The sequence below is a fragment of the Corynebacterium uropygiale genome, assembly GCF_021568315.1.
Classification (GTDB): domain Bacteria; phylum Actinomycetota; class Actinomycetes; order Mycobacteriales; family Mycobacteriaceae; genus Corynebacterium; species Corynebacterium uropygiale.
In genome coordinates this window covers 249,145-273,560 of record NZ_JAKGSI010000003.1, presented here as the reverse complement: position 1 = coordinate 273,560, position 24,416 = coordinate 249,145, and the positions used below count along the sequence as shown (strand labels likewise).

At 66.7% G+C, this 24,416-nt stretch carries 21 protein-coding genes; 11 read left to right on the top strand and 10 right to left on the bottom strand.

Features of this window, described 5'->3' with window-relative positions; all coding sequences use genetic code 11:
• Window positions 1–54 precede the first annotated feature (54 nt).
• The 10 genes from L1O03_RS07175 to rho all read right to left on the bottom strand — a co-directional run bounded on the left by L1O03_RS07175 (window position 55) and on the right by rho (window position 9,192).
• The gene (locus L1O03_RS07175; RefSeq protein ID WP_236118899.1) at window positions 55–873 is read right to left on the bottom strand and encodes a F0F1 ATP synthase subunit delta; all 819 of its coding nucleotides are present in this window, start codon (window positions 871–873) and stop codon (window positions 55–57) included.
• Between the two features lie 5 nt (window positions 874–878).
• Entirely contained in the window at window positions 879–1,442 is a 564-nt protein-coding gene (locus tag L1O03_RS07170) for a F0F1 ATP synthase subunit B (RefSeq protein WP_236118897.1), read from the bottom strand.
• Between the two features lie 37 nt (window positions 1,443–1,479).
• Window positions 1,480–1,713, bottom strand: a complete 234-nt coding sequence (locus tag L1O03_RS07165) for an ATP synthase F0 subunit C (RefSeq protein WP_236118895.1) — start codon at window positions 1,711–1,713, stop codon at window positions 1,480–1,482.
• 95 nt (window positions 1,714–1,808) lie between these two features.
• A complete protein-coding gene (gene atpB / locus L1O03_RS07160) occupies window positions 1,809–2,621 on the bottom strand; it encodes a F0F1 ATP synthase subunit A (RefSeq protein ID WP_236118894.1) in 813 nt (270 codons plus the stop codon).
• A 454-nt stretch (window positions 2,622–3,075) separates the two neighbouring features.
• The gene (locus L1O03_RS07155; RefSeq protein WP_236118892.1) at window positions 3,076–3,519 is read right to left on the bottom strand and encodes a Cg1360 family ATP-synthase-associated protein; all 444 of its coding nucleotides are present in this window, start codon (window positions 3,517–3,519) and stop codon (window positions 3,076–3,078) included.
• A 1-nt stretch (window position 3,520) separates the two neighbouring features.
• Window positions 3,521–4,678 carry an MraY family glycosyltransferase gene (locus L1O03_RS07150; protein ID WP_236118886.1) on the bottom strand — a complete coding sequence of 386 codons (1,158 nt, stop codon included), beginning with the start codon at window positions 4,676–4,678 and terminating at the stop codon, window positions 3,521–3,523.
• Window positions 4,679–5,338, bottom strand: coding sequence for an L-threonylcarbamoyladenylate synthase (locus L1O03_RS07145; RefSeq protein WP_420830313.1), 660 nt, complete (start codon window positions 5,336–5,338; stop codon window positions 4,679–4,681).
• Window positions 5,339–5,416: 78 nt separating this feature from the next.
• A complete protein-coding gene (prmC, locus tag L1O03_RS07140) occupies window positions 5,417–6,289 on the bottom strand; it encodes a peptide chain release factor N(5)-glutamine methyltransferase (RefSeq protein ID WP_236118884.1) in 873 nt (290 codons plus the stop codon).
• The gene (gene prfA / locus L1O03_RS07135) at window positions 6,290–7,369 is read right to left on the bottom strand and encodes a peptide chain release factor 1 (protein WP_236118876.1); all 1,080 of its coding nucleotides are present in this window, start codon (window positions 7,367–7,369) and stop codon (window positions 6,290–6,292) included.
• Window positions 7,369–9,192, bottom strand: coding sequence for a transcription termination factor Rho (gene rho / locus L1O03_RS07130; protein ID WP_236118874.1), 1,824 nt, complete (start codon window positions 9,190–9,192; stop codon window positions 7,369–7,371). Before rho ends, prfA begins: the two co-directional genes overlap by 1 nt.
• A 325-nt stretch (window positions 9,193–9,517) precedes the next feature.
• Between rho and L1O03_RS07125 the strand changes: the two genes are divergently transcribed.
• From L1O03_RS07125 to modA, 11 genes are all read left to right on the top strand, one after another.
• A complete protein-coding gene (locus tag L1O03_RS07125) occupies window positions 9,518–11,287 on the top strand; it encodes a long-chain fatty-acid--CoA ligase (protein ID WP_236118868.1) in 1,770 nt (589 codons plus the stop codon).
• A gap of 11 nt (window positions 11,288–11,298) precedes the next feature.
• Window positions 11,299–12,387 carry a GTP 3',8-cyclase MoaA gene (gene moaA / locus L1O03_RS07120; protein ID WP_236118866.1) on the top strand — a complete coding sequence of 363 codons (1,089 nt, stop codon included), beginning with the start codon at window positions 11,299–11,301 and terminating at the stop codon, window positions 12,385–12,387.
• Between the two features lie 2 nt (window positions 12,388–12,389).
• The gene (locus L1O03_RS07115; RefSeq protein ID WP_236118864.1) at window positions 12,390–13,700 is read left to right on the top strand and encodes a molybdopterin molybdotransferase MoeA; all 1,311 of its coding nucleotides are present in this window, start codon (window positions 12,390–12,392) and stop codon (window positions 13,698–13,700) included.
• A gap of 56 nt (window positions 13,701–13,756) precedes the next feature.
• Complete coding sequence (gene moaC / locus L1O03_RS07110) at window positions 13,757–14,257, top strand: cyclic pyranopterin monophosphate synthase MoaC (RefSeq protein ID WP_236119204.1); 501 nt, start codon at window positions 13,757–13,759, stop codon at window positions 14,255–14,257.
• A 5-nt stretch (window positions 14,258–14,262) separates the two neighbouring features.
• A complete protein-coding gene (mobA, locus tag L1O03_RS07105) occupies window positions 14,263–14,871 on the top strand; it encodes a molybdenum cofactor guanylyltransferase (RefSeq protein WP_236118862.1) in 609 nt (202 codons plus the stop codon).
• Between the two features lie 325 nt (window positions 14,872–15,196).
• Window positions 15,197–16,531 (top strand): nitrate/nitrite transporter, encoded by a 1,335-nt coding sequence (locus L1O03_RS07100; RefSeq protein WP_236118859.1) that lies wholly within the window; start codon window positions 15,197–15,199, stop codon window positions 16,529–16,531.
• A 15-nt stretch (window positions 16,532–16,546) separates the two neighbouring features.
• Entirely contained in the window at window positions 16,547–20,269 is a 3,723-nt protein-coding gene (locus L1O03_RS07095; RefSeq protein ID WP_236118857.1) for a nitrate reductase subunit alpha, read from the top strand.
• A complete protein-coding gene (gene narH / locus L1O03_RS07090) occupies window positions 20,269–21,843 on the top strand; it encodes a nitrate reductase subunit beta (RefSeq protein WP_236118851.1) in 1,575 nt (524 codons plus the stop codon). The genes L1O03_RS07095 and narH overlap by 1 nt, the downstream gene beginning before the upstream one ends.
• Before the next feature lie 113 nt (window positions 21,844–21,956).
• Window positions 21,957–22,643 carry a nitrate reductase molybdenum cofactor assembly chaperone gene (gene narJ, locus L1O03_RS07085; RefSeq protein WP_236118840.1) on the top strand — a complete coding sequence of 229 codons (687 nt, stop codon included), beginning with the start codon at window positions 21,957–21,959 and terminating at the stop codon, window positions 22,641–22,643.
• The gene (gene narI / locus L1O03_RS07080) at window positions 22,630–23,430 is read left to right on the top strand and encodes a respiratory nitrate reductase subunit gamma (RefSeq protein WP_236118833.1); all 801 of its coding nucleotides are present in this window, start codon (window positions 22,630–22,632) and stop codon (window positions 23,428–23,430) included. The genes narJ and narI overlap by 14 nt, the downstream gene beginning before the upstream one ends.
• A gap of 171 nt (window positions 23,431–23,601) precedes the next feature.
• Window positions 23,602–24,405: a molybdate ABC transporter substrate-binding protein gene (modA, locus tag L1O03_RS07075; protein ID WP_236118831.1), complete on the top strand. Its 804-nt coding sequence runs from the start codon at window positions 23,602–23,604 to the stop codon at window positions 24,403–24,405.
• Window positions 24,406–24,416 lie beyond the last annotated feature (11 nt).

Below are 24,416 nucleotides of genomic sequence, written 5' to 3'. Positions count from 1 at the left end.
TTCTTCCTGCTCTCGGTAGTTTCTTCCTGCATTAACAATCAAAGGTGGTCGCGCCTAGACCAAATGCGCCCGAAGCCGCTGCAACTTGCCTGAGGTGCTTCCGTCGATGACTTCGTCACCGACCCGGATGACCATGCCACCGAGAAGATCGGGATCGACCTCCGCGTGGATGGACATCTGCTTCCCATAAATCCGGCCCAGCTTCTCAGCCAGCGTGGATTCCTGAGTCTCACTCAGCTCTCCGGCGGCAACCACGTGGGCCACCGTCCGGTCGCGCAGTGCCGCGGCACTTTCCGCCAGGGCGGCCACGTCGTCAATGGGCGTGCGCTCTGGACGGCCGACAGCCTGAAGCGCCAGCGCCTCCGTCACCGACGTCACCTTGCCGTAGAGGACGTTCGCGAGGAGCTCGCGCCTCTTCGTCGGCGAGGCGGTCCGGTCGGACAACAGCTGCGTCAGCCTGCCTTCGCGGTCCAGGATCCGGCTCAACCGGAACAATTCGTCTTCCACCTGCTCGAGCTGACCCTGCTGCTCGGCAGCGCGGAACAGCGAGCGGCGTCCGATGGTCACGAGCCCCTGGCGCAACTCACGAGGTGTGGACCACGTCTTCTCGACGGAGTCCTTGAGGATCTCCAGGGTTGCCTCGCTGACCTTCCCGCCGAACACGTCCGCGATGAGGCGGACGCGCTGCTCCGGGGTAGCTGAAGCATTAGCGACAGCGACGCGCAGGCCGCGGTCACCATCGAGCACCTCGACCACGTCGAAAAGCTCGGTGCCCAACTGCGCCGCCGTAGCGACGGTGTCACCGGAGCTTCCCAGTGCGGTGTCCAGGTGAGCGGTAACCTGTGCGAGCGCGTCGCGGCTTGCTGCGTGCATGGTGCCTACTTTCCTGCCGGCTTCACGGCGTCGAGTTCGGACAGGAAGCTGTCGATAGTGCCCGAACGCTTGGTGGCGTCAGACAGTTCGCCGCCCAGGAGGCGCTCCGCGAGGGTGATGGAGTGCTGCCCCATCTCACGGCGCAGTTCAGCCACGACCTGCTCACGCTGTGCAGCCAGTTGTTTCTCACCGGACTCGATAATGCGCTTGCTCTCTTCGGTGGCGTCAGCCTTCATTTCGGCCTCGATCTGCTTGCCGCGCTCACGGGCCTGCTCACGAATCTCGGCCGCCTCGGCGCGCGCCTCAGCGAGCTGTGCATTGTACTTCTCCAGGGCAGACTTCGCCTCAGCCTGAGCGGCCTCGGCGCGCTGAATTCCGCCCTTGATCCGGTCCTGACGCTCACTCAGTACCTCTTTGAACTTCGGAATGATGAAGATTGCGAAGAGCGCGAGGATTACGAGGAGCGGAATGATGGACCAGACGACATCGTAAGCCTTGGGGAAGAGGATGTTATTGCCCTGATCGAGCTTCTCTCCACCTTCCGCAAGCAATGTAATGACGTTCGTCATGTGGTCTCCAGTCTTCGTCGTTCTGAACTCTTAGGTCTTAGAACATGAAGCCGGCGGCAAGACCGATCAGAGCAAGAGCCTCAACGAACGCGATACCGATGAACATGGTGGTACGGAGGTTACCGGCCATCTCGGGCTGACGAGCCATGCCCTCGAGAGCCTTGCCAACGAGGATGCCGATGCCGACGCCGGGGCCGAGGGTGGCGATGCCGTAGCCGATGGCACCGAGGCTCGGGGTCTGATCTGCGGCCATCAGGATGATGTCGTTCATGTGAAAGTCGTTCCCTTTCTGAGTTCCCGGTCTCCGAACCGGGGATGTGAATGGTTGGGGTTATTCAGTTGATCTGGGCTCCGAAAACGGTACCCCTAGTGTGAATCAGCGTGGAGCGAGAGTTCCACGTAGACCGCAACCAGCAGCGCGAAGATGTACGCCTGCAGGAAGATCACGATGCACTCGTACAGTGAGAAAGCCACTGCAGCGATGATCGTCACACCAGACACAGCTGTCCAGCCGTTCAGCTGCCAGAAGAAGAAGTTCGTGGCAGAGTACAGCAGGACCAGGATGAGGTGTCCGGCCAGGAAGTTCGCCATAAGACGAAGAGCCAGGGTGACCGGACGGATGATGAATGTCGAGAGGAACTCAATTGGCACCACGAGAATGTGAAGAAGCGGCGGAAGATTCGGGATCACCACCGACGACTTCAGGAACTTCCCTGCCCCGTAGCGCTTCACCCCGGCATAAATCATCGTGATGTAGCCGAGGACCGCGAGCGCGATCGGGAAACCAATACGAGCATTGGGAGAAACATTGAGGCCGGGAATCACGGCCGGAATGTTCATCGCAATGACAGCGAAGAAGGTAGTGGCGATGATCGGCAAGAACCGGCGCCCCTCCTTCTTGCCCAGAATGTCCTCTGCGATATGAATCCGAACAAAGTCGAGGAAGTACTCCACGACGTTCTGGAAGCCACTCGGCACCAGCTTCGGATTGCGCATGCCTACTGCGAAGAAGACACACAGGATGACCGTCATCAAAATACGGATCAACATGAATCGGTCAAGAGCGAACATGCCATTGGCGACATCACCAAAGAGCATGTCGTAGTGACCACTGTGCCCCGGGAAAAATTCGTCGTCCAGATTAGGGGCGTGGAAGCGCCCCTCTAAGGACAAAGTCATAACGCTCAGCGTTCTCTCCCGTGTTCAGGGCCGTACAGGATCTCACGATCCCCTACGGTGCGATGGACGTCGTTCAATACACTGCGGCTGTCTCGGACTCCGTCGCACATCAACGGGACCGCCGCAGGGGATCACCCCATTGACGAGGAACGAGGGGACCCAAACATCACATTATCAGGGAGCATGGCCGTTCTCGCACGCAGCCACCCCCGCATCGCCATGACTGTGCACACGTCTCTCGAGAGGAAAGCTCAGGCCACTCTGAGGAGCTTTCTTCCCCACCTTCAGGATTCACGCACGCGGCCGCGCCTTTTCCCCGGCCATGGGCGTGACCGGGCCTTTCACGGGCTGCACACGTGCGAGCCCCTCCACTACCCTGCCCTCCCCCGAAAAGACCCCTCCTACCACCCGTGATACGGCACACAGTGCGCCGACCACCCCCGAAAGAGGGTGCCTAGCTCACGTAGAGGACCGTGGTCCTCGTGACGCCCCAGACCTCTGCCCCGAGGACCACGAGCAGGCTCAGCACGGTGGTGAGGAAGAGCGCCCAGTGGTGATAGAAATCCATCCCCTTCAACGCGGCGAGCACAAGGAGGACCAGCACGATCTTCAGCAGCCACCCGCCGAGGATCACGGCGGCGGTCGTCGTGGGCGCGCTGCGCGCGGTGAGGACGACGCTCAGAGCGGTGAGAAGCACGCATCCCCCGCCGATGAGCCCGCCGATGAGGGCACCCCAGACTCCGGGCATCCCCACGCCCACTCCCCACCCGATAAGGGAAAGGACGAGGACAGCGAGGAGACCCCAGCAGCCATTGCGCACGGCGGCGAGCAGCGGCAGGCGCGAGTCCTCGAGCGGCGAGGTGGGAGTGGAGGCGTCGTTCTCAGTCACGGGCGGCATTCTACCTGGCGTGGCTCCCGCGCGGGCGATGGGCCGAGCGCTGGGAGAGGGTGGGCACGAACGTGACGACGAGCGCCACCGCAAGTGCCACCACCGAGATCATCACGGCAAAGCGGACTGGCACCACCGAGAAGCTCACGGCGCTCAGCGCCACCACGCTCACCCAGAGATACAGCACGAGGACCACCTTGCGGTGCGAGTGCCCCATCTTGAGGAGGCGGTGATGGAGGTGCATCTTGTCCGCCGCGAAGGGGGAACGCCCCTGGGCGAGCCGACGCACCACGGCGAGGACCAGGTCAAGCATGGGGACGAAGATCGCGGCGATAACGACGACGAAGGGCGAGAGCAGCGCGACCAAGTCGGCGGCCCCATAGAGGTTCATGGTGATCTTCCCGGAGGCCGAGGTGGCCGCCGCCGCGAGGAGCAGGCCGATGAGCATGGAGCCGGAATCCCCCATGAAGATGCGGGAGGGTTCGAAGTTATGCGGGAGGAATCCCCCGCACATGCCGACGAGCGCCGCGGCGATCATCGCAGGCGGATAGGCGGAAACCGCGCCGCCGAGGTCGTGGAGGACCGTCACCGAGAAGATGAGGATCGCGAGCCCCGCGATGAGGCCAAGGCCCGCCGCGAGGCCGTCGAGCCCATCGACGAAGTTGATGGCGTTGATGAGCGCGACGGTAAAGAGCGCGGTGACAATGGTGCTCTGGAAGTTGTCGAGGGCGAGCGTCATGCCCTCGTTGAGGGGCAGGTAGACCATCGTCCAGCTGAGGCCCAGGGTGCTGAGGATGATCGCGCCGATGATTTGCCCGATGAGTTTGGTGATGGCGTCGAGGTCATAGAGGTCATCGAGGACGCCGACGAGGACGATCGCGAAGGCCGCCCACAAGACCGCGGTCATCTCCGGGGTGACCGGCTCGAAGCCCCTGGTCAGCGCGGGAAGCTGATGGGCGAGGAAAACCGCCACGATGAAGCCGGTGAACATCCCCACCCCGCCCATGCGCGGCGTGGGTTGGGTGTGCACATCGCGCTGGCGGATCTCACCAATCCGGCCGCTGCGCACCATCGCGGAGCGCACCAGCCCCGTGGTGAGATACGTGAAGATCGCAGCGGCCAGGATGACGAGGCCCAGCTCGCGCAAGGGAACACCCACGGCCCCCATCTAGGATTCCCCTCGCAGGATCTCGGGAGTGGTCGCGAGGACGGGGGCGATCTGCTCCGCGCTGAGGGCCGCCTCGCGCAGGAGGCGCGGCTGCGGGCCGGAGAGGTCAATGATGCTCGACGGGGTTCCGACGGCGGACTCGCCGCCGTCGAGATACATGTCCACGGAGGTGCCGAGTTGCTGGCGGGCGTCGGCGGCGGTGGTCGGCGGGGTGTGGCCGGTGAGGTTGGCGCTGGACACCGCCATCGGTCCCACGGCCCGGAGCACCGCGATGGCTACCGGGTGGTTGGGCATGCGCAGCATGACGGTGCCGCGCGTATCGCCGAGGTTCCACGGCAGGCTGGGCGCCTGGGGGACGACGATCGACAGGGCGCCCGGCCAGAAGGCGCGGATGAGGGCGTCGAGGTCCTCGGTGTACTCCGCCACGAGGCCCTTCGCGGTGTCCCAGCTCCCGACGAGCACGGGCATCGGCATGTCGGGACCGCGCCCCTTCGCGCGCAGGGCGGCGGCGACGGCCTCGTTGTTGAAGGCGTCGGCGCCGATGCCATAGACCGTGTCCGTCGGCATGACGATGAGGTTGCCTCGCTGGACGGATCCGGTGACGGCCATGAGGGCTCGCTCCAGACCGGCTTCATCCGTGCACTTCCACACCCCACTCACGCGGGTTTTCCTCCTTCATCGTGGTCGACATCGTGGTCATCGATGCGCCGCCGCGCTGCGTGGGCGCGGTGGCAATAGTCATAGCTTACCCGCGATAACGAAACGGTCACGACCGCTGAGGTCGGCGAGCGAACGCACGTCCGTCCAGCGCGGGTCCGCCGCGAAGAGCTCGCGGCAGGCGGCGGCCGTCGAGTCATCGTGCTCAATCCCCAGGATTCCGCCGGGCTTCAGCAGGGTATCGAGTACGTCCGGCAGCGCGGTGATGACGTCCATCCCGTCCTCGCCGGAGAAGACGGCCCGGTCCGGATCAGCGTGGACCTCCGGGGGCAGGTCCGCCCTGGCGCTCGCCGGCACATAGGGCGGGTTACTCACCACAAGGTCGACCGCCCCGGCAAGCCCCGGGCACTGATCGATCCACTCGCGGCGCGTCACGTCCCCCGCGACGAGCTCCACTCGCTCCGGAAGGTTCCGCGCGGCCCACCGGCGCGCCACGGGGTCGAGTTCCACGGCCACGATCCTCGCCGCCGGGTGTGCGTCGGCAAGGAAGGCGGCGAGGGCACCCGAGCCCGTGCAGAGGTCGACGACGACCGGCGCAGCACTCCTGCCCGGCGTGTCCTCGAGCCGGCGGAGCTCCCGCGAGGCCCAATCCGCCAGCACCTCCGTCTCGGGGCGAGGGATGAAGACACCCGGCCCCACCGCCAGGCTCAGCGGCCCGAAGGGCGCAGCGCCCACGATGTGCTGGAGCGGCTCGCGGGCGGCCCGGCGCTCGAGCAGCGAGGCGATCTCATCGCCCTGCTCAGCGCTGATCTCATCCCCACTGTGGAGGATGAGCCGCTCCCGGGGGATGCCTAGGACAAAGGACGCGATCTCCTGGGCATCCACCCGGGGAGAGGGAACGCCCGCCCCAGCGAGGCGGGCGGTGGCGTCGACGAGCAGCGCGCGGAGATCCACTTAGGCGTGCTCGGCTTCCAGGCGCTCGGCCCGCTCGGCGGTTTTCAGCGCGTCGAAGAGCGCGTCCATGTCGCCGTTGAGGACCTGGTCCAGGTTATTGGCCTTGAAGCCGATGCGGTGATCGCTGATGCGGTTCTCCGGCCAGTTATAGGTGCGGATGCGCTCCGAACGGTCAAGGTTACGGACTTGAGCGGCGCGCCCTTCGGCGGCCTCGGTTTCCGCCTTCTCCCGCTCCATCTGCTCCAGACGGGCGGCCAACACCTGCAGGGCGCGGGCCTTGTTCTGGATCTGGGAGCGCTCCTTCTGGCAGGTCACGACGATGCCCGTCGGCAGGTGCGTGATGCGGACGGCGGAGTCCGTCGTGTTGACGCCCTGGCCGCCCTTGCCGGAGGAACGGTAGACATCGACGCGGATGTCCTTCTCATCGATCTCGACCTCGCCCATCTCCTCCGGCTCGGGGTACACGAGCACACCCGCCGCCGAGGTCTGGATACGCCCCTGGGACTCCGTCACCGGGATGCGCTGGACGCGGTGGACGCCGCCCTCGAACTTGAAGAAACTCCAGGCGCCGTCGCGGGAGGGCTTCTTCGAGCGGATCGACAGGGTGATGTCCTTGACGCCGCCGAGGTCGGTCTCCGAGAGGCCAAGGATCTCCGTGACAAAGCCATGGCGATCGCAGTAGCGCTGGTACATGCGCAGGAGGTCGCCCGCGAAGAGCGCGGCCTCCTCGCCGCCGGCGCCGGCCTTGATCTCCAGGTAGACGTCCTCGCCATCGCGCGGGTCGCGCGGCGCGAGGAGGTCGGCGAGCTTCTCCTCGAGCTCGATCCGGCGGGCGTCGAGGCGCTCTGCCTCGGCCTGGAACTCGTGATCCTCGTGGGCCATTTCCCGAGCGTCCTCGAGGTCCTGGGTGACCTGCGTGAGCTCGTTGTGCACGTTGATCACGGGTTGCAGCTCCGAGTAGCGCTTCGCAACCTTCCGGGCCGCATCCTGGTCATCGTGAAGGCTCGGGTCGGCGAGCTGCGCCTCCAAGCCCTCGTATTCTGCCCGGATGTCGTCAACAGCAGAGACCTGATCGTGCATTAGGAGTAGTCCTCCTCCTCAATCGCGGCCGCCATGGGAGCGGACTTTGCCACCTGCATGAGGAATTCCCCATTAGAGCGCGTCTTCTTCAGCTGCTTGATGAGCAGATCGATGGCCTGCTGATTATCCAGCGCGGAGAGGATTCGACGCAGCTTGTGCATGACTCGCGCCTCCTCCGGCGCAAGGAGCAGCTCGTCCTTGCGGGTGCCGGAGGGGTTGACGTCCACGGCCGGGAAAACGCGGCGCTCGGAGATCTTGCGGTCCAGCTTGAGCTCGGCGTTGCCGGTGCCCTTGAACTCCTCGAAGATCACGGTGTCGCCGGCGGAGCCGGTCTCCACCATGGCCGTCGCGATGATCGTCAGCGAGCCGCCGTTCTCGATGTTGCGCGCGGCGCCCAGGAAGCGCTTCGGCGGGTAGAGCGCGTTGGAGTCCACACCACCGGAGAGGATGCGACCCGAGGCCGGGGAGGAGTTATTGTAGGCGCGCCCGAGTCGGGTGATGGAGTCGAGGAGGACGACGACGTCCTGCCCCTGCTCCACCAGGCGCTTGGCCCTTTCAATCGCCAGCTCGGCCACGCTGGTGTGCTCGCTGGGCGGGCGATCAAAGGTGGAGGAGATGACCTCGCCCCGGACGGAGCGCTCCATGTCGGTGACCTCTTCCGGACGCTCGTCGACGAGGACCACCATGAGGTAGCACTCGGGGTTGTTCGTCGTGATGGCGTTGGCGATGTTCTGGAGGATCGTCGTCTTACCGGCCTTCGGCGGGGAGACGATGAGCGCACGCTGCCCCTTGCCGATCGGCATGATGAGGTCGATGACGCGCGTGGTGAGGATCTTCGGCTCGGTCTCCAGGCGCAGGCGCTGGTTCGGGTACAGCGGGGTGAGCTTGGCGAAGCGGGGACGCTGGCGCGCCTCCTCCACGCTCATGTTGTTCACCGTGTCCACGTGGATGAGGTTGTTGTAGCGGTTCCGGCCGCGGCCACCCTTGCCGTGGTAGCCGCCACCGCCACCGCGGTTCATCCGGACGGTGCCCGTAATGTAATCGCCGGCGCGCAGGCCGCAGCGACGAATGAGCTGGTTATTGACGTAGACGTCCGTCGGCGCGGCGTGGTAGCCCGTGGTGCGGACGAAGGCCATGTTGTTATCGACGATGTCCAGGATGCCGGCAACCTCTTGGACATTGTCCTGTCGGTCCCCGTTCTGGTTCCCCCGGTCATCGCGCTCGTCGGAGGAGTCACGCTGATCGCGCTGCTCGCGGTTATCCCGGTTGTCCCGGCTGCGGCGGTTACGGCGGTTGCGGCGTCCCCGGCGGCCGTTCTCATCCTCCCCGTTGCGGTCCTGGCGCTCGGCGTTCTCCCCCTGCTCGGCGTGCTCGCGCTTCTCCCGCTCCCGCTCTTCCTTCTTTTCGCGCTTCTCGCGCTCGCGCTCTTCCTTCTGCTCGCGGTGGTGCTGGCGGGCACGGTTGCGGCGGGCTCGACGCGCAGCGGAGCGGGATTCGTGCCGCTTGGGGCGCTCATCCTCCTGCTCCTCGGAGCTCGTCCCCTCAGCCGCGACGGACGTGTCCGTGGCGTCGCTGTCCTGGGCGTTCTCGGAGTCCTTCTCGGGCTGCGCGGGCGCCTCCTGGGCCTTCTCGGGCTGGGGGGTGGTGCCGCGCGGGGCCTCGGCGGGGGATGCGCCTTCGATCGCGGCGATCAACTCCCCCTTGCGCAGGCCGTAAATTCCCTTAATTCCGCGCTGAGCGGCCAGCTGGCGCAGCTCAGGGATCCGCAGGGAAGCAAGATTCTGCTGCTCCCCACCGTTCGCGGCGGTGTCCTTCTCGGTCACAGATGTCCTTTCATCGACCACATGAGGACTCTCACGTCCTCGATGCGTCCGTGTATTTTTATGCTGATTGTCACTATTCACGAGCCCTCATCTGGCAGGGCTGGGTGAATCAGCAGACCGATTGTTCGTGATTCTCCGGGAGGCCGCCTCATCAGCCACGGTGATCTCCGCGCTCGCGGCGATCGTTGATCGGAGGGCGGACCGGTTCCCCGAGGTTTCCTGGTCGATCTGCGCGATAGTGTAGCGCATTGGTGGCAGTGCCGGTCAATAACACCCCTGGGGGTGTTCCCCTTCGCCTCACAGGTGCTCTTTGTAGAGTGTGATCATGCGCTCTACCATGCAGGACATTCCGCTCTCGGTGGCCAGGATTCTGGAATATGCCCGAACGGTGCACTCCGATACGACGGTCACCACGTATAGCGAGGGCAAGCTGCACACGAGCACCTATCGCACCATTGCGGCGCGCGCCTCGGCCCTCGCCCACGCTCTTCGCGAGGAGCTGGGGATTGTGGGGGATCAGCGCGTCGGCACCTTTATGTATAACTGTGCCGAGCACCTCGAGACGCTCTGCGCGGTGACTTGCATGGGGGCGGTGTTTAACCCGCTCAACCGCTACCTCATGAATGACCAGATTCGGCACATCGTCAATCACGCCGACGACGAGGTGATCATCGCCGACCCCCGCCTCGCCGAGCAACTGGGCGAGGTCCTCGAGGGCTGCGAGGGGGTGCGCGCCGTCGTCTTCATCGGGACGAAGCCGCTGACCCAGCCCTCCTCCTTCATGCCGGATCACGTGACCGTCTACTCCTATGAGGCGCTCCTTGATGGCCGGCCCACCCGCTACTCCTGGCCCGTCCTGCCGGAGACTACTGCCGCCGCCATCTGCTACTCCACGGGCACCGAGGGCGCCCCGAAGGGCGTGGTCTACTCCCACCGCTCGCTCTACCTGCAGTCCATGCACTTGAGGACCACGGATTCCCTCGCCATCTCTCACGGGGACACATTCCTCTGCTGCGTGCCCATCTACCACGTGCTCAGTTGGGGTGTCCCCTTCGCGGCGCTCATGTCGGGCGCACCGCTCGTCCTCCCGGACTCCGACGTCTCCCCCGCCACCCTCACCACGCTCATCGAGCTCACGCACCCGCGCGTGGCCCACGGGGCACCCACGCTGTGGATCCAGCTCATGGTGTATTACCTTGAGCATCCACCGAAGCGGATGAGCCTCACGGAGATCTTCGTCGGCGGCTCCCCCGCCCCGCCGGCGCTCATCCGCATGTGGGAGGAGCACTACGGCGTGGACGTGGTCCAGGTGTGGGGCATGACCGAGACCTCCACCGCCACGACCGTCGCCCGGCCCCCGCGCGGAGTCTCCGGCGCCGCCCGCACCGATTACCGCATCAGCCAGGGGCGATTCCCCGCCTCCGTGGAATACCGCGTGGTCAACGACGGCGAGATCGTCTCCTCCACCGATCGCAACCACGGCGAGCTCCAGGTCCGCGGCAACTTCGTCACGGGCAGCTACTACCATTCCCCCGCCGAGGAGGCGGAGGGATCCGCGCACATGTTCCGCGGGGAGGCCGTCGACGATGCCCTCGATAAGTTCACCGACGACGGCTGGCTGCGCACCGGCGACGTCGGGACGGTGACCTCGGACGGCTTCCTCATCGTGCAGGACCGGGCCCGGGACGTCATCCGCTCCGGCGGGGAGTGGATTTACTCCGCGGTGATTGAGAACTTCATTATGGAATCCCACGAGGTCGTGGAGTGCGCGGTGATCGGCTATCCCGATGAGAAGTGGGGCGAGCGCCCTCTCGCCGTGACGGTGCTCCACGAGGGCGTGGCCGAGGATGCGACGACAGCCGAGCGGCTACGCGAAGAGCTCCGCTCCCACCTGCCCAGCTGGATGCTGCCGGAGTATTGGACGTTCGTGCGATCCATCGACAAGACATCCGTCGCGAAGTTTGACAAGAAGGACCTCCGGGCCCACCTCAAGGAGGGGCGCTTTGATGTCATCGCCCTGCGCGGGCCCGGCGCGCGTGACCGTGAGTCGGCTCCCGCGCATGGGCGTGGCACGGGCGGGAGCGCAACCCCTTAAGATAGGGACAAATGCGCATTTCATTGTCCGATCCAGTGATCCCTTCGGCGAAGCCCGACGGACCCCGCTTCCGGCCGGGCGATCACGCCCTGCTCACAGACCGTTTTGGCCGCGTGGCGCGCGATCTTCGCGTAAGCGTCACGGACCGCTGCAACCTTCGGTGCACCTATTGCATGCCCGCCGAGGGGCTCGACTGGCTTCCCCGCGAGTCCACGCTCACGGATGAGGAGCTCATCCGGCTCATCCGCATCGCGGTCACCCGGCTGGGGATCCGGCAGGTGCGCTTCACCGGCGGGGAACCGCTCCTGCGCAAGTCTCTTCCCGCGATCATCCGCGCCACGACGGCGCTGCGGACCGACGAGGGCCGTGCGCCCGGCACCGCGATCACGAGCAACGGGGTGGGGCTTCGGCACCGCGCCCAGGAGCTGGCGGAGGCGGGACTCGATCGGGTCAATATCTCCCTCGACACCGTCGACCCAGAGCGCTATGCGCAGCTGACCCGGCGGCACCGCTTCGAGCACGTCGTCGAGGCCATCGACGCGGCCATGGCTGCGGGCCTGGGACCTGTGAAGATCAACGCCGTGGTCATGCCGGGCGTCAACGAGGAGGACATCATCCCGCTGGCGGAGTTCTGCCTCGAGCGCGGCGCCCAGCTGCGCTTCATTGAGCAGATGCCCCTCGGTCCGCGCGAGCAGTGGGACCGCCAGGAGATGATCACCGCCGAGGAGATCCTCGCGCGGCTGCGCTCGGACTTCCAGCTCCGCCCCGCCGCAGAGCCACGCGGCTCCGCCCCCGCCGCGCTGTGGGAGGCCAGCCACCGTCGTCGGGACCTGCGCGGAATGATCGGGATCATTGCCTCGGTCTCCCACTCCTTCTGCGGGGACTGCGACCGCACACGGCTCACCGCCGACGGCAACCTGCGCAGCTGCCTCTTCAGCCGCACGGAAACGCCCCTGCGGGAGATCCTGCGCGACGGGGCGAGCGACGAAGACATCATGAGCGCATGGGTGCAGACCATGAGTGAGAAGAAGGCGGGGCACGGGATCGATGATCCCGGCTTCCTCCAGCCCCAACGGCCCATGTCCTCGATCGGAGGTTAAGGATGCGACGCACAGCCGTTGAGCACTATCACGAGGTTCTCCGCACTGCCCTCGAGGCGGCGGGCGCTCGCGCCGTAGAGTCCTGCCCCACGGAGGAGGCGCTCGGGAGGGTGCTAGCCGAGGAGTGCCGGGCGCGCCTTCCCATTCCCCGTTTCCGCCACTCCGCGATGGACGGGGTGCTGGTGGACGCCGCGGGGTTCCAGCAGGAGCCCCCGTTCACCCTTCCGCTCGCGGGCGACGTCCCAGCCGGCGCGGAGCCGCAGATCCTGCCCGAGGGGCACGCGCTGCGCATCATGACGGGGGCGCCGGTAGCTGAGTCTTTGCCCGCGAGCGTCTGCGTGATCCCGGTCGAGCAGACAGATCTTCGCCCCGGGGCGGGGCCGGTTCCCCGTGAGGTGCGCATCGAGGGCTTCACGCCCGGGCGCAGCAACATCCGCGCCCGCGGCGAGGACCTCGGGGAAGGAGACCTCGTGGCCCGGGCGGGAACGCGCCTCGACGCCGGCAGCATCGCGGCGCTGCTCTCTGCTGGGGTGGACAGCGTCTCGGTGCGTCGAGCCCTCAACGTGGCCGTGATCTCCAGCGGGGAGGAGATCAGCCCCGGAGAGCGCGGGGCGCGGATCCCTGACTCCAATGGGCCGATGCTCGAAGCCCTCGTGCGCACCTTGTGCCCCACCGCGCAGGTCTGCCGGCAGCGCACGCGCGATGACACCGCGGAGTTTCGGGCCGTACTTGAGGAGTGCGCGGAGACTTCCGACCTCGTGCTCACCAGCGGGGGTATCTCCGCCGGGGCCTACGAGGTGGTGCGCGAGGTCATCGACCCCGAGCGCGCCGCCCACCCCCACCCGGTGTGGTGCGGGCGCGTCGACATGCAGCCCGGCAAGCCCCAGGGCGTGGGCCGCTGGGGACGGGCCATGCTCCTTGCCTTCCCGGGGAACCCGGTGGCCTGCTTTGTCAGTGCGTGGCTCTTCCTCGGGCCGGCGCTCGCGGCGCTGGAGGGGGAGGATCCAGGCCGCGAAGTTCCCGACGACGCCCCCAGCGCCCACCCGCCTCAGAACGAACCTTTCCCCTGGTCACACCACTATCCGCTGCTGCGAATCCCGGCGGAGCAGGACTTCCCCTCCCCGCGCGGCGGGCTGCTCGTCGTCCCCGTCCTGCTCGACACCACCCCAGACGGGCTGCGGGCGCGCCCCTTTAGCCCCGGCGGCAAGGGAAGCCATCGGGTGGGCTCGCTGGTCGGCGTGCGGGGGCTCGCCCTCCTGAGAGCCGGCGTGCAGAGTGGGGAGGATCTTCCCGTTCTCCTCCTCCCACGATGAGGGCACGCGCCCTCTGATCCCTAATCCCTCGAATCCCAAGGACTGCCATGAGCGATATCTCCTTCACCCATCTCACTCACCGCGGCGAGGCCCACATGGTGGACGTCACCGCCAAAACTCCGACCGTCCGGGAGGCGGCGGCCATCGGCGAGATCGCCTGTTCCGCCGAGGTCCTCGCCGCCCTGCGCGAGGGCCGGGTGCCCAAGGGCGATGTCCTGGCGGTCGCGCGCATCGCCGGGATCAGCGCCGCGAAGAAGGTGCCGGAGCTCCTGCCGCTCGCGCACACCATCGGGGTGCATGGTGCCAAGGTGGACGTCGAGATCCGTGAGGAGCACATTGCCCTGCGCGCGGAGGTGCGCACGGCCGACCGCACCGGGGTGGAGATGGAGGCGCTCACCGCGGTGTCGGTGGCGGCGCTGGCGATCATCGACATGGTGAAGGGGGTGGACCGCTCGGCATATATCCGGCGCATGGGGATCGTCGCGAAGTCGGGTGGGCGCAGCGGAGACTGGTCGCGGGAGCTTCCTCACCTCGTCGAGGCCGCCCCGGAGGAGTGATGGGCGTGAGTATCGTTCCCGGAATTGATGTCATCATCCTTGCCGGCGGGCGCGGGGAGCGCATGGGCGGGCGCGATAAAGCCATGGTGAGCGTCGACGGAGACACCTTGCTGGACACCCTGCTGGACGAAGTCTCCCTCCTCGACGGGCTGCAGCAGGTCGCCGTCGTGAGCTCCCGCAGCCCCGAGGTCCGCCCGGGGGTCAAGCTCGTCGCCGAGGATCCGCCCTTCTCCGGGCCGCTGTCTGCTCTCGACGCCGGTGTCCGCGCGCTGCGCGCCCAGGCGGCCGCCTACACCGCACTGCTTGCGGTGGACGCCCCGCATTCGGCAGCGCTGCTCCCCGATCTGCTCGACGCCCTGGAGAGCACTCCCCGGGCTGGCCTCGCGGCGGTGTCCACCTCCGCGGACGGGATCCAGCCGCTGTGCACCCTGTGGCACACCACGGAGCTCTGGCGCACGCTTGACGGGATAGAGACCACCGACCGCGCCCTGAAGAGCATCCTCGACGGGCACGGGCGCATCGCGCTCATTCCCGGCACCGGGGAGGAGCGTGACTACGACACGCTCGAGGAGCTCCGGGAGCTCGGGGACGTGGAGGACTCGGGCCGAGGATAAGGAATGGGGCGACGGGTGGGCGTCGTCCCCTTTTCCGTGTGAAATTTCTCACCAATAGGGCGGGGTTGACAGGGGATTGTCATGGGCGCGGGCGGAGGGAAATGGCGGCGCATTTATTGCCTATCGTGCGCTTCTTAGGGGGTCCACCACCCATAGCGAAGCACCTTTAAATAAATACGGCCAGAGCCGTGATAAAAATAGATTTTCCAGGTCAGGGCACATAAACTGGGTTCCAATGAGGCGCTGCATGTGCCCCGTGCGTCCACGGGCGGCTATCCCTCTCGGCGGCGCCTTCCCTCCGAAAAGAACAAGGTATGACGACACTATGAGTGCCCAGCCCACGAAGGGTCGAGTCCTGCACGGATGGGACCCGGAAGACTCCCGCTCCTGGGATTCCGCGACGGCGTGGAAAACCCTCATTATCTCCACGTTTTCGCTCATCATCGGATTCTCCACCTGGTATATCGTCTCGGCGGTCGCCCCGCTGCTCCAGGGCATCGGCTTTGATCTGAGCGCCGGCCAGCTCTACTGGCTCACGGCCATCCCCGGCCTCGCCTGCGGGCTCTTCCGCCTGCTCTTTATGTTCCTGCCGCCGATCATCGGGACCCGGCGCCTCGTCACGCTCTCCAGCCTGCTCTTCATCATCCCCATGGTGGGCTGGTTCTTCGCTGTGCAGAATACGTCCACCCCGTTCTGGTGGCTGCTCGTGCTCTCCTTCCTCTGCGGCATCGGCGGCGGCGTGTTCTCCGGCTACATGCCCTCTACCGGCTACTTCTTCCCTAAGCGGCTCTCCGGTACTGCGCTGGGACTCCAGGCGGGAATCGGGAACTTCGGGATGTCGCTCATCCAGTTCCTCGGGCCCTGGGTGATGGGTTTTGGGCTGCTGGGAATCGGCTTCATCGCGCCGCAGACCAGCCGCGATGGTTCGGAGCTCTTCGTCCATAACGCCGCCATCGTGCTCGTGCCCTGGGCGGTGATCGCCGCGATCCTCGCGTGGACCCTGCTCTATGACGTGCCGATCAAGGCCAACATCCGCGAGCAGATCGACATCTTCGGGAACAAGAACACCTGGATCCTCACGGTGGTCTACCTCATGTCCTTCGGCGCCTTCTCCGGCTTCGCCGCCCAATTCGGTCTCCTCATTAATAACCTCTACGGGGCCACCTCCCCCTTCGCCGACACGCACCCGGCGGCCTCCCTCCCCAGCGGCGCCACCTACGCCTTCCTCGGCCCGCTCATCGGCGCCGGCGTTCGTGCTCTCTGGGGCCCGCTCTGCGACCGCTTCGGCGGGGCCATCTGGACATTCATCGGATGCGTCGGCATGACGCTCTCCACCATCTGGGCGAGCTTCTATCTCTCCCCCACGGACCCCTCCCAGTTCTCCGGCTTCCTCACCGCCATGCTCGTGATGTTCTTCTTCACCGGCCTGGCTAACGCCGGCACGTTCAAGCAGATGCCGATGATCCTCCCCAAGCGCCAGGCCGGCGGCGTCATCGGCTGGACCGGGGCGATCGGCGCCTTCGGCCCCTTCATCGTCGGTGTTCTCCTCTCCGCGATGAGCGTCACCGCCTTCTGGTGGGGATGCATCGTCTTCTTCATCATCTCGACGGCGCTCGTGTGGATCTACTACGCGCGCCCCCACGCCCCCTTCCCGGGTTAATAGGAAGACTCACCCATGAACCCTCTCTTCAAGATGGGCAGCTTCGTCCGCCACGGCTCCACCGGCTCCGAGGGCCAACAGCTCTTCCTCGAGGGCGGACGCCAGGCCGACAGCTTCTACCGCAACCGCTGGGCCTTCGATAAGGTCGTGCGCTCCACCCACGGGGTGAACTGCACCGGCTCGTGCTCGTGGAAGGTCTATGTCAAAGACGGCGTCATCACCTGGGAGTCCCAGGCCGTCGACTATCCCAGCACCGGCTCCGAGCTCCCCGACTATGAGCCCCGCGGCTGCCCCCGCGGAGCCTCCTTCTCCTGGTACACCTACTCCCCCACCCGCATCCGCTATCCCTATGCGCGCGGGGTGCTCGTGGACATGTACCGGGAGAACAAGAAGGCCTTCGGGGACCCGGTGCTGGCGTGGAAGGACATCGTCGAGACCCCAGAGAAGCGGCACGCCTACGTCTCCCAGCGGGGCAAGGGCGGGCTCGTGCGCATCCCCTACGAAGAGGCCATCGAGATGGCTGCGGCGGCGCACGTCTACACGATCAAGCAGTATGGGCCGGATCGTATCGCCGGCTTCACGGTCATCCCCGCGATGTCCCAGGTCTCCTATGGTGCGGGCACGCGCTTCCTCCAGATGATCGGCGGTGTGGCGCTCTCCTTCTACGACTGGTACGCGGATCTCCCGCCGGCCTCGCCCCAAACATTCGGGGACCAGACCGACGTGCCCGAGTCCGGCGATTGGTACAACTCCAGCTACCTCATGATGTGGGGATCCAACATCCCCGTCACCCGCACCCCGGACTCGCACTTCATGGTGGAGACCCGCTACCACGGCACCAAGGTCGTGGTGGTCTCCCCCGACTTCGCAGACAACACGAAGTTCGCCGACGAGTGGCTGCGCATCAACCCCGGCACCGACGGCGCGCTGGCCTTCGCGATGGGCCACGTCATCCTCCGCGAGTTCCACGTCGGGAAGAAACCCCCCTACTTCCTCGACTACATGCGGCGCTTCACCGACGCCCCCTTCCTCGTGGAGCTCGACGAACGCCCCGACGGCACCCTCACCCCCGGGAAGTTCCTCACGGCCGCGACGTCCAGCGATCCCGCCCTCCGCGAGAGCGAGAACGCCACCCACCGGCTCCTCGTCCTCCAGCGGGATGGGCGGGTCGTCGACCCCGGCGGCACGGTTGCCGACCGCTATGGCGCCGCCGGCGAAGGCAAGTGGAACCTCCACCAGGAGGGGCTCGACACGGTCCTTTCCATCGCGGAGGCCGAGGACTACGACGGCCACACCGCCGAGGTCCTCTTCCCGCGCTTCGACCTCGCCGCCAGCGAGGACAGCGCCGAGGACGAGGGGCAGGGCCCGGTGGGGGCGGGCATCGTGCGCAGGGGTGTGCCCTACCGCCTCGTCGACGGGGTGAAGGTCACCTCCGTCTTCGACATCATGCTCGCCCACTACGGCGTCAACCGCGAGGATCTCCACCTGCCCGGCGAGTGGCCCGCCAGCTTCGACGACGCCTCCTGCCCCGGAACCCCCGCCTGGCAGGAGGAGCTCACCGGGGTTCCGGCGGCCGCCGCCATCCGGATCGGAAGGGAATTCGCGCAGAACGCGGTGGATTCGCGCGGGCGCTCCCAGATCATCATGGGCGCCGGCGTCAACCACTTCTTCCATGCTGACAGCATCTACCGCACGTTCCTGGCCCTCACTTCCATGTGCGGCACCCAGGGCGTCAACGGCGGCGGCTGGGCCCACTACGTGGGACAGGAAAAGCTGCGCCCGATGAACGGCTGGTCCCAATACGCCTTTGGCCTCGACTGGCAGCGACCCCCGCGCCAGATGATCACCACCGGCTTCTACTACCTCACGACCGACCAGTGGCGCTATGACAACACGCGCGCCTCGCGGCTCGCGAGCCCGCTGGCTGATCGCGGGACCGTTGGTGAGAAACTCACCTCGGATACCCTCATCGAATCGATGACCCGCGGCTGGATGCCGTCGTACCCCCAATTCAACAAGAACCCCCTGCGCCTCGGCGAGGAAGCCCGGGAACGCGGCATGGACGTGCGGGATCTCGTCGTCGAGCAGCTCACCTCCGGGGAGCTGCAGTTCGCCTGCCAGGACCCGGACGCCCCGGAGAACCACCCGAGGATCCTCCTCAATTGGCGCACCAACCTCATGGGTTCCTCCGCCAAGGGCACGGAGTTCTTCCTCCGCCACATGCTCGGGGTGGATTCCGACGCCACCGCCACGGAGCTTCCCCCCGAGGAGAGGCCTGCCAGCATCCGCTGGAGGGACACCGCCCCCGAGGGCAAGTTGGACCTCATGATGACCACGGACTTCCGGAATACCTCCACGACCCTGGTCTCCGACATCATCCTTCCCGCCGCCACGTGGTATGAGAAGCACGACCTCTCCACGACGGACATGCACCCCTTCATCCACTCCTTCAACGCGGCCATCAACCCGCCGTGGGAGGCGCGGACGGACTTCGCCGTCTTCCGGGATCTCTCCCAGGCGGTCTCGGAGCTCGCGGTGACGTGGCTGGGCACCCAGACGGACATCATCACCGCGCCCCTCGGGCACGACAGCCCCGATGAACTGAGCATGCCTCGCGGCGTCGTGCCGGACGTCGAGGCCGAGGGCTACATTCCCGGAAAGACCATGGCCAAGCTCATCCCCGTCGAGCGCGACTACACCGCCATCGCGGAAAAGTGGAACCACCTGGGTCCGCTCACGGCCTCGCTCGGCACGGGAACGCACGGCACGGCGTATAACGTGGCCGAGCAGGTGGAGGAGCTTCGCCTCATCAACGGCGAATCCCCCACCCGCTCTGCGGGGCCGCGCCCGGAGCTCAGCACGGAGGTCAAGGCCATCGAGACGATCCTCCACCTCTCCGGGGTCTCCAACGGCGCCGTCGCCCGCGAGGGATTCCTCAACCAGAGCACGCGCACGGGGATCGACTTCCACGATCTGTGGGCGGACACCGTCGGGACCCGCATCACCTGGGACGCCATCAAAGAGCGGCCCACGGAGGTCATCACCTCACCCGAGTGGACGGGCTCCAAGAAGAATGGCCGACGCTACACCGCGTTCTCCATCAACATCGAACACGGCAAGCCCTTCCACACCCTCTCCGGGCGGATGCACTACTACCTCGACCACGACTGGTTCCTCGACTACGGCGAGGCCCTGCCCATTTACCGCCCGCCGCTGGACCGCCGGCACCTCAACGGGGAGGTGGGCCCGGGCGAGACCCTCGAAGCCGAGGACGGCACCCGCGAGGTGACAGTCCGCTACCTCACCCCGCACAACAAGTGGTCCATTCACTCCCAGTACTTCGACAACCTGCATACCCTCTCCATCTCGCGGGGCGGGCAGGTGATCTGGATGTCCGACAAGGACGCAGAGAAGCTGGGGATCAGCGATAACGACTGGGTGGAGGCCTATAACCGCAACGGCGTGGTGAGCGCCCGCGCGATCGTCTCCCACCGCATCCCCGAGGGCACGGTGTACATGAACCACGCCCAGGAGCGCACCACCGGCACCCCGCTCAACGAGCGGACCGGCCGCCGCGGAGGCACCCACAACTCGCTGACCAGGATCATGATTAAACCCATTCACGTCGCCGGGGGCTACGGGCACCTCACCTACGGCTTCAATTACATCGGCCCCACCGGCAATAACCGCGACGAGGTCACCCGCATCCGTCGCCGCTCCCAGGAGGTGGACTACTGATGAAGGTCATGGCCCAGATCGCCATGGTGATGAACCTGGACAAGTGTATCGGCTGCCACACCTGTTCTGTCACCTGCAAGCAAGCGTGGACCAACCGCGCTGGCACCGAGTACATCTACTTCAACAACGTGGAGACCCGCCCCGGCGTGGGATACCCACGCACGTGGGAGGATCAGGAGCGCTGGAAGGGCGGCTGGACCCGCACCGCCTCGGGCAGGCTGCGGCCGCGCTCGGGCGGGCGACTGAAGAAGCTCGCCACCCTCTTCCACAACCCCAACCTGCCGACCATCCAGGACTACTACGAGCCCTGGACCTACGAGTACGATGCGCTCCTCTCCGCGCCGCGCGGACAGCGCACCCAGCCCACCGCCCGGCCTGTCTCGCAGCTCGACGGCCGGGAGCTGAAGAAGATCGAGTGGTCGTCGAACTGGGACGATAACCTCGGTGGATCCACCGCCACCATGGATGAGGACCCCGTCCTTCACACCATGAACATGGAGGTGAAGAAGAACATCGAGGACAGCTTCATGTTCTACCTCCCCCGGATCTGCGAGCACTGCCTCAACCCCACCTGCGTGTCCTCCTGCCCCTCCGGCGCGATGTATAAGCGCACGGAGGATGGGATCGTCCTGGTGGACCAGGATCGCTGCCGCGGCTGGCGCATGTGCGTCTCGGGCTGCCCCTACAAGAAGGTCTACTTCAACCACCGCACCGGCAAGGCCGAGAAATGTACACTCTGCTACCCGCGCCTGGAGATCGGGCAGCCGACGGTGTGCTCTGAGACGTGCGTCGGCCGGCTGCGCTACCTCGGTGTTCTCCTCTATGATGCCGACCGCGTCGCCGAGGCCGCCGCCACGGAGGACCCGAAGGACCTCTACGAGGCGCAGCGCTCCCTCCTCCTCGACCCGCACGACCCCCGCGTCATCGAGGCCGCCCGGGCGGAGGACATCCCCTACTCGTGGATCGAGGCGGCGCAGCAATCCCCCATCTACGCCCTCATCCAGACCTACCGGCTGGCCCTGCCCCTCCACCCGGAGTACCGCACCCTGCCCATGGTCTGGTACATCCCGCCGCTCTCCCCCGTGGTGGACTCCATCACGGCCTCCGGCGCCGACGGCGAGGACGCCACCCTCCTCTTCACGACGCTCGCCACCATGCGCATTCCCCTCGAGTACCTCGCAGGCCTCTTCACCGCGGGGGACACGGCGCCCGTCGAGCTCTCGCTGCGCCGCCTCGCCGCGATGCGCTCGTACATGCGGGACATCAACCTGGGGCAGGAACCCCAGGAGGAGATCGCCGAGGCCGTCGGCATGACCGGCGAGGAGCTCCAGCGCATGTACCGGCTGCTCGCCATCGCCAAGTACGATGACCGCTACGTCATCCCCACCTCCTCGCCCGAAACACCCCGGGGGATCGCCTCCCTCGATCCCTTCGGGGAGCAGCCGCTCGGCCCCGGCGCGCCCGAGGCCTGCACGGTGGGTGCGGGGAGTGCAGCGGGCCCCGTGTCCCTGGCCAGCTGGGATGCCGGCGCGCATCCGTCGAACCTCTTCCCGCCCCGGAGGGATGAGCAATGATGCCCCATGTGACGTCGCGCCTGCGCGGCAGGCTGGGCGCAAGGGGCAGGCGCTCCCGGGGCCAGACCCGGGGTGAGGCGCGGACCGAGGCGCGGAGAGCGAGACCCCAGCCGATGGTGGGCCGCCTCCCGGAGCAGCTCATCGAGGCGGTTCCCATGGGCGAGGAGGAGCGCCGGACGCTCTTCATGATGTGCTCGCTGCTGCTCGATTATCCCGGGCCGGAGTTCCCCGCGCGGCTGGCGGCCGTGCGGGAGCAGCTCGGTTGCGTGGAGCAGACGGTGCGCGCCGATATCCGCGCCTTCCTCGACGAGGCCCACGCACGCGGCCACCGCGGCATGGAGACCCACTACGTGGAGACCTTTGACCAGCGGCGGCGCTGCTCCCTCTACCTCAGCTACTACGCGGTGGGCGATACCCGCCAGCGCGGCAGCGCCATCCTCGCTTTTCAGCACTCCCTCTATGCGCTCGGCTACGAGCTCGAGCGCGAGGAGCTTCCCGATCACCTGGCGGTGCTCCTCGAGGCGGCGGCCCACGCTCACGGCGAGCTCCACGCCCAGGCGACGGAGCTCATCGCGGCCCACCGCGATGGCGTCGAGGTGCTGCGCGCCGCCCTCGAGCAGCTGCACTCGCCTTATCTCCACCTCGTGCGGGCGCTCTGCCGCGCCCTGCCTCCCATCGACGAGGACACCGTCGAGGCCTATCTTCAGCTCATCCGTTCAGGCCCACCGACGGAACTCGTCGGCCTCGGAACTCCCCTCCCGTATCCCACTCACCTCAAGGATCACCATGTCTCCCCATGACCTCTTCCTCTGGGTCGCGTTCCCCTGGCTGGCCGTGGCGGCGTTTATCGTCGGGCTGGTCTGGCGGTGGCGGACCGATCAGTTCGGTTGGACGACCCACTCCTCGCAGATCTACGAGTCCCGCCTCCTTCGCCTCTCCTCCCCGCTCTTCCACTGGGGGATGGTCTTTGTCATCCTCGGGCACGTGATGGGCCTCGCCTTCCCGAAGTCCTGGACCCGCGCCGTGGGGATCAGCGACCACGCCTATCACCTCATCGCCACGATCCCGGGAACGATCGCCGGGACAGCGGCGATCCTCGGGCTGATCGGTCTGCTCTATCGCCGGGTGGTCAACCGCACGGTCTTCCTCGCGACGTCCGTCTCGGACAAAATCATGTACGCGCTGCTCAGCCTCACGATGGTGGCCGGATTCGTGGCGACGGTCTCCACGCAGGTCTTCGGCGGCCCCCATGGCTATGACTACCGGGCGACGATCTCCCCATGGCTGCGCCAGCTCTTCATCTTCAACGCCCAGCCGGAGCTCATGAGCGATGTGCCCTGGCAGTTCAAGGTGCACGTCCTCTGTGGCTTCCTTCTTTTAGCCGTGTGGCCCTTCACCCGGCTCGTCCACGCCTTCTCTGCCCCGGTGGGCTACCTCACCCGCCCGTACGTGGTGTATCGCTCCCGCGACCCGCAGGGTACGTCCTCGCGGCGGCCGCGCTATGACGTGGCCTGGGAGCCGGTGCGCTCGCACCACAAGGAGATTCACCGCGCTGCCTCCCCGCGCACGCACGAGGAGCTCCGCTAGGGCGCTAGGGGCTCCGCTCTCGGGGCTCTCGTTGAGCTCTCGTGGGGGTCGCCGACGGGCCGCGCTGTTTTATACTGCTCGGGACGCCCGGCACTGCGGGGTTCGGCTCCATTCGGCCAGTGGGCACCCACCGCCGTCCGCAGGTACCCCACAAACCACTAAGGAGTTGCCATGATCCGATCGCGTTCTCTCCGCATCGCCGGAGCCCTGCTGAGCCTCGGGCTCGGGGCAGGCATGGTCGCCTGCGCCCCCTCGGAAGGATCGGCACCCGACTCCGATACCCCCGAGGCCACGACGCTCACCGTCCTCGGCGCCGCCTCCACCCGCGTGCTCAACGATGACCTCTCCGCCGCGGCCGCAGAACTGGACAGCCCGGCGACGCTCTCCTTCGTCAACGCCGGCTCCTCGACGCTCGTCCAGCAGCTGAGCGACGGGGCGCCCGGGGACGTCCTCATCACCGCGGACCGGCGGACGATGAAGGACGCGCAGTCCCGCGGCCTCGTTGAGGATCCCGTCGTGGCGGCGACCAACGAGATGGTCCTCGTCGTCCCCCGCGGGCAGGGGGAACGCTTCGCTGACCTTGACGTTCTCTCCTCCCCCGAGACGCACGTGGTGCTCTGCGATCCCCAGGTTCCCTGCGGCAACGTCGCGCAGTCGATCATGAAGGAGAATGGTTGGTCCTTCCAGCCGGTCTCCCTCGAGCATTCCGTCTCCGATGCCCTCGGCAAGGTGCTTTCCGGCGATGCCGACGCCGCCTTCGTCTACCGCACGGACTACCTGGCTTCCAAGGACGCGCTGGACGTCGTCGAGCTGCCTGGCGCGAAGGACTTCCCCAACGAGCTGCTCGCCGCCCGCACCTCCTCCTCCGAGCACGGCGAGAGCGCGGAGGCGCTCGTCTCCTATCTCACCTCCCCAGAGGCCGACGCCCTCTGGCACGATCACGGCTTCACCCCTTCCGAAGGCTCTTCGCACTAGGAGCGTGAGCC

Excerpts from the sequence above, each read along its gene's own strand:
- L1O03_RS07095 (WP_236118857.1), top strand. The coding sequence starts at position 16,547 with ATGAACCCTCTCTTCAAGATGGGCAGCTTCGTCCGCCACGGCTCCACC.
- moaA (WP_236118866.1), top strand. The coding sequence starts at position 11,299 with ATGCGCATTTCATTGTCCGATCCAGTGATCCCTTCGGCGAAGCCCGAC.
- modA (WP_236118831.1), top strand. The coding sequence starts at position 23,602 with ATGATCCGATCGCGTTCTCTCCGCATCGCCGGAGCCCTGCTGAGCCTC.
- L1O03_RS07115 (WP_236118864.1), top strand. The coding sequence starts at position 12,390 with ATGCGACGCACAGCCGTTGAGCACTATCACGAGGTTCTCCGCACTGCC.
- atpB (WP_236118894.1), bottom strand. The coding sequence starts at position 2,621 with ATGACTTTGTCCTTAGAGGGGCGCTTCCACGCCCCTAATCTGGACGAC.
- L1O03_RS07175 (WP_236118899.1), bottom strand. The coding sequence starts at position 873 with ATGCACGCAGCAAGCCGCGACGCGCTCGCACAGGTTACCGCTCACCTG.
- narI (WP_236118833.1), top strand. The coding sequence starts at position 22,630 with ATGTCTCCCCATGACCTCTTCCTCTGGGTCGCGTTCCCCTGGCTGGCC.
- L1O03_RS07170 (WP_236118897.1), bottom strand. The coding sequence starts at position 1,442 with ATGACGAACGTCATTACATTGCTTGCGGAAGGTGGAGAGAAGCTCGAT.
- L1O03_RS07125 (WP_236118868.1), top strand. The coding sequence starts at position 9,518 with ATGCGCTCTACCATGCAGGACATTCCGCTCTCGGTGGCCAGGATTCTG.
- prfA (WP_236118876.1), bottom strand. The coding sequence starts at position 7,369 with ATGCACGATCAGGTCTCTGCTGTTGACGACATCCGGGCAGAATACGAG.
- L1O03_RS07165 (WP_236118895.1), bottom strand. The coding sequence starts at position 1,713 with ATGAACGACATCATCCTGATGGCCGCAGATCAGACCCCGAGCCTCGGT.
- L1O03_RS07100 (WP_236118859.1), top strand. The coding sequence starts at position 15,197 with ATGAGTGCCCAGCCCACGAAGGGTCGAGTCCTGCACGGATGGGACCCG.
- narJ (WP_236118840.1), top strand. The coding sequence starts at position 21,957 with ATGGTGGGCCGCCTCCCGGAGCAGCTCATCGAGGCGGTTCCCATGGGC.
- narH (WP_236118851.1), top strand. The coding sequence starts at position 20,269 with ATGAAGGTCATGGCCCAGATCGCCATGGTGATGAACCTGGACAAGTGT.
- L1O03_RS07155 (WP_236118892.1), bottom strand. The coding sequence starts at position 3,519 with ATGCCGCCCGTGACTGAGAACGACGCCTCCACTCCCACCTCGCCGCTC.
- L1O03_RS07150 (WP_236118886.1), bottom strand. The coding sequence starts at position 4,678 with ATGGGGGCCGTGGGTGTTCCCTTGCGCGAGCTGGGCCTCGTCATCCTG.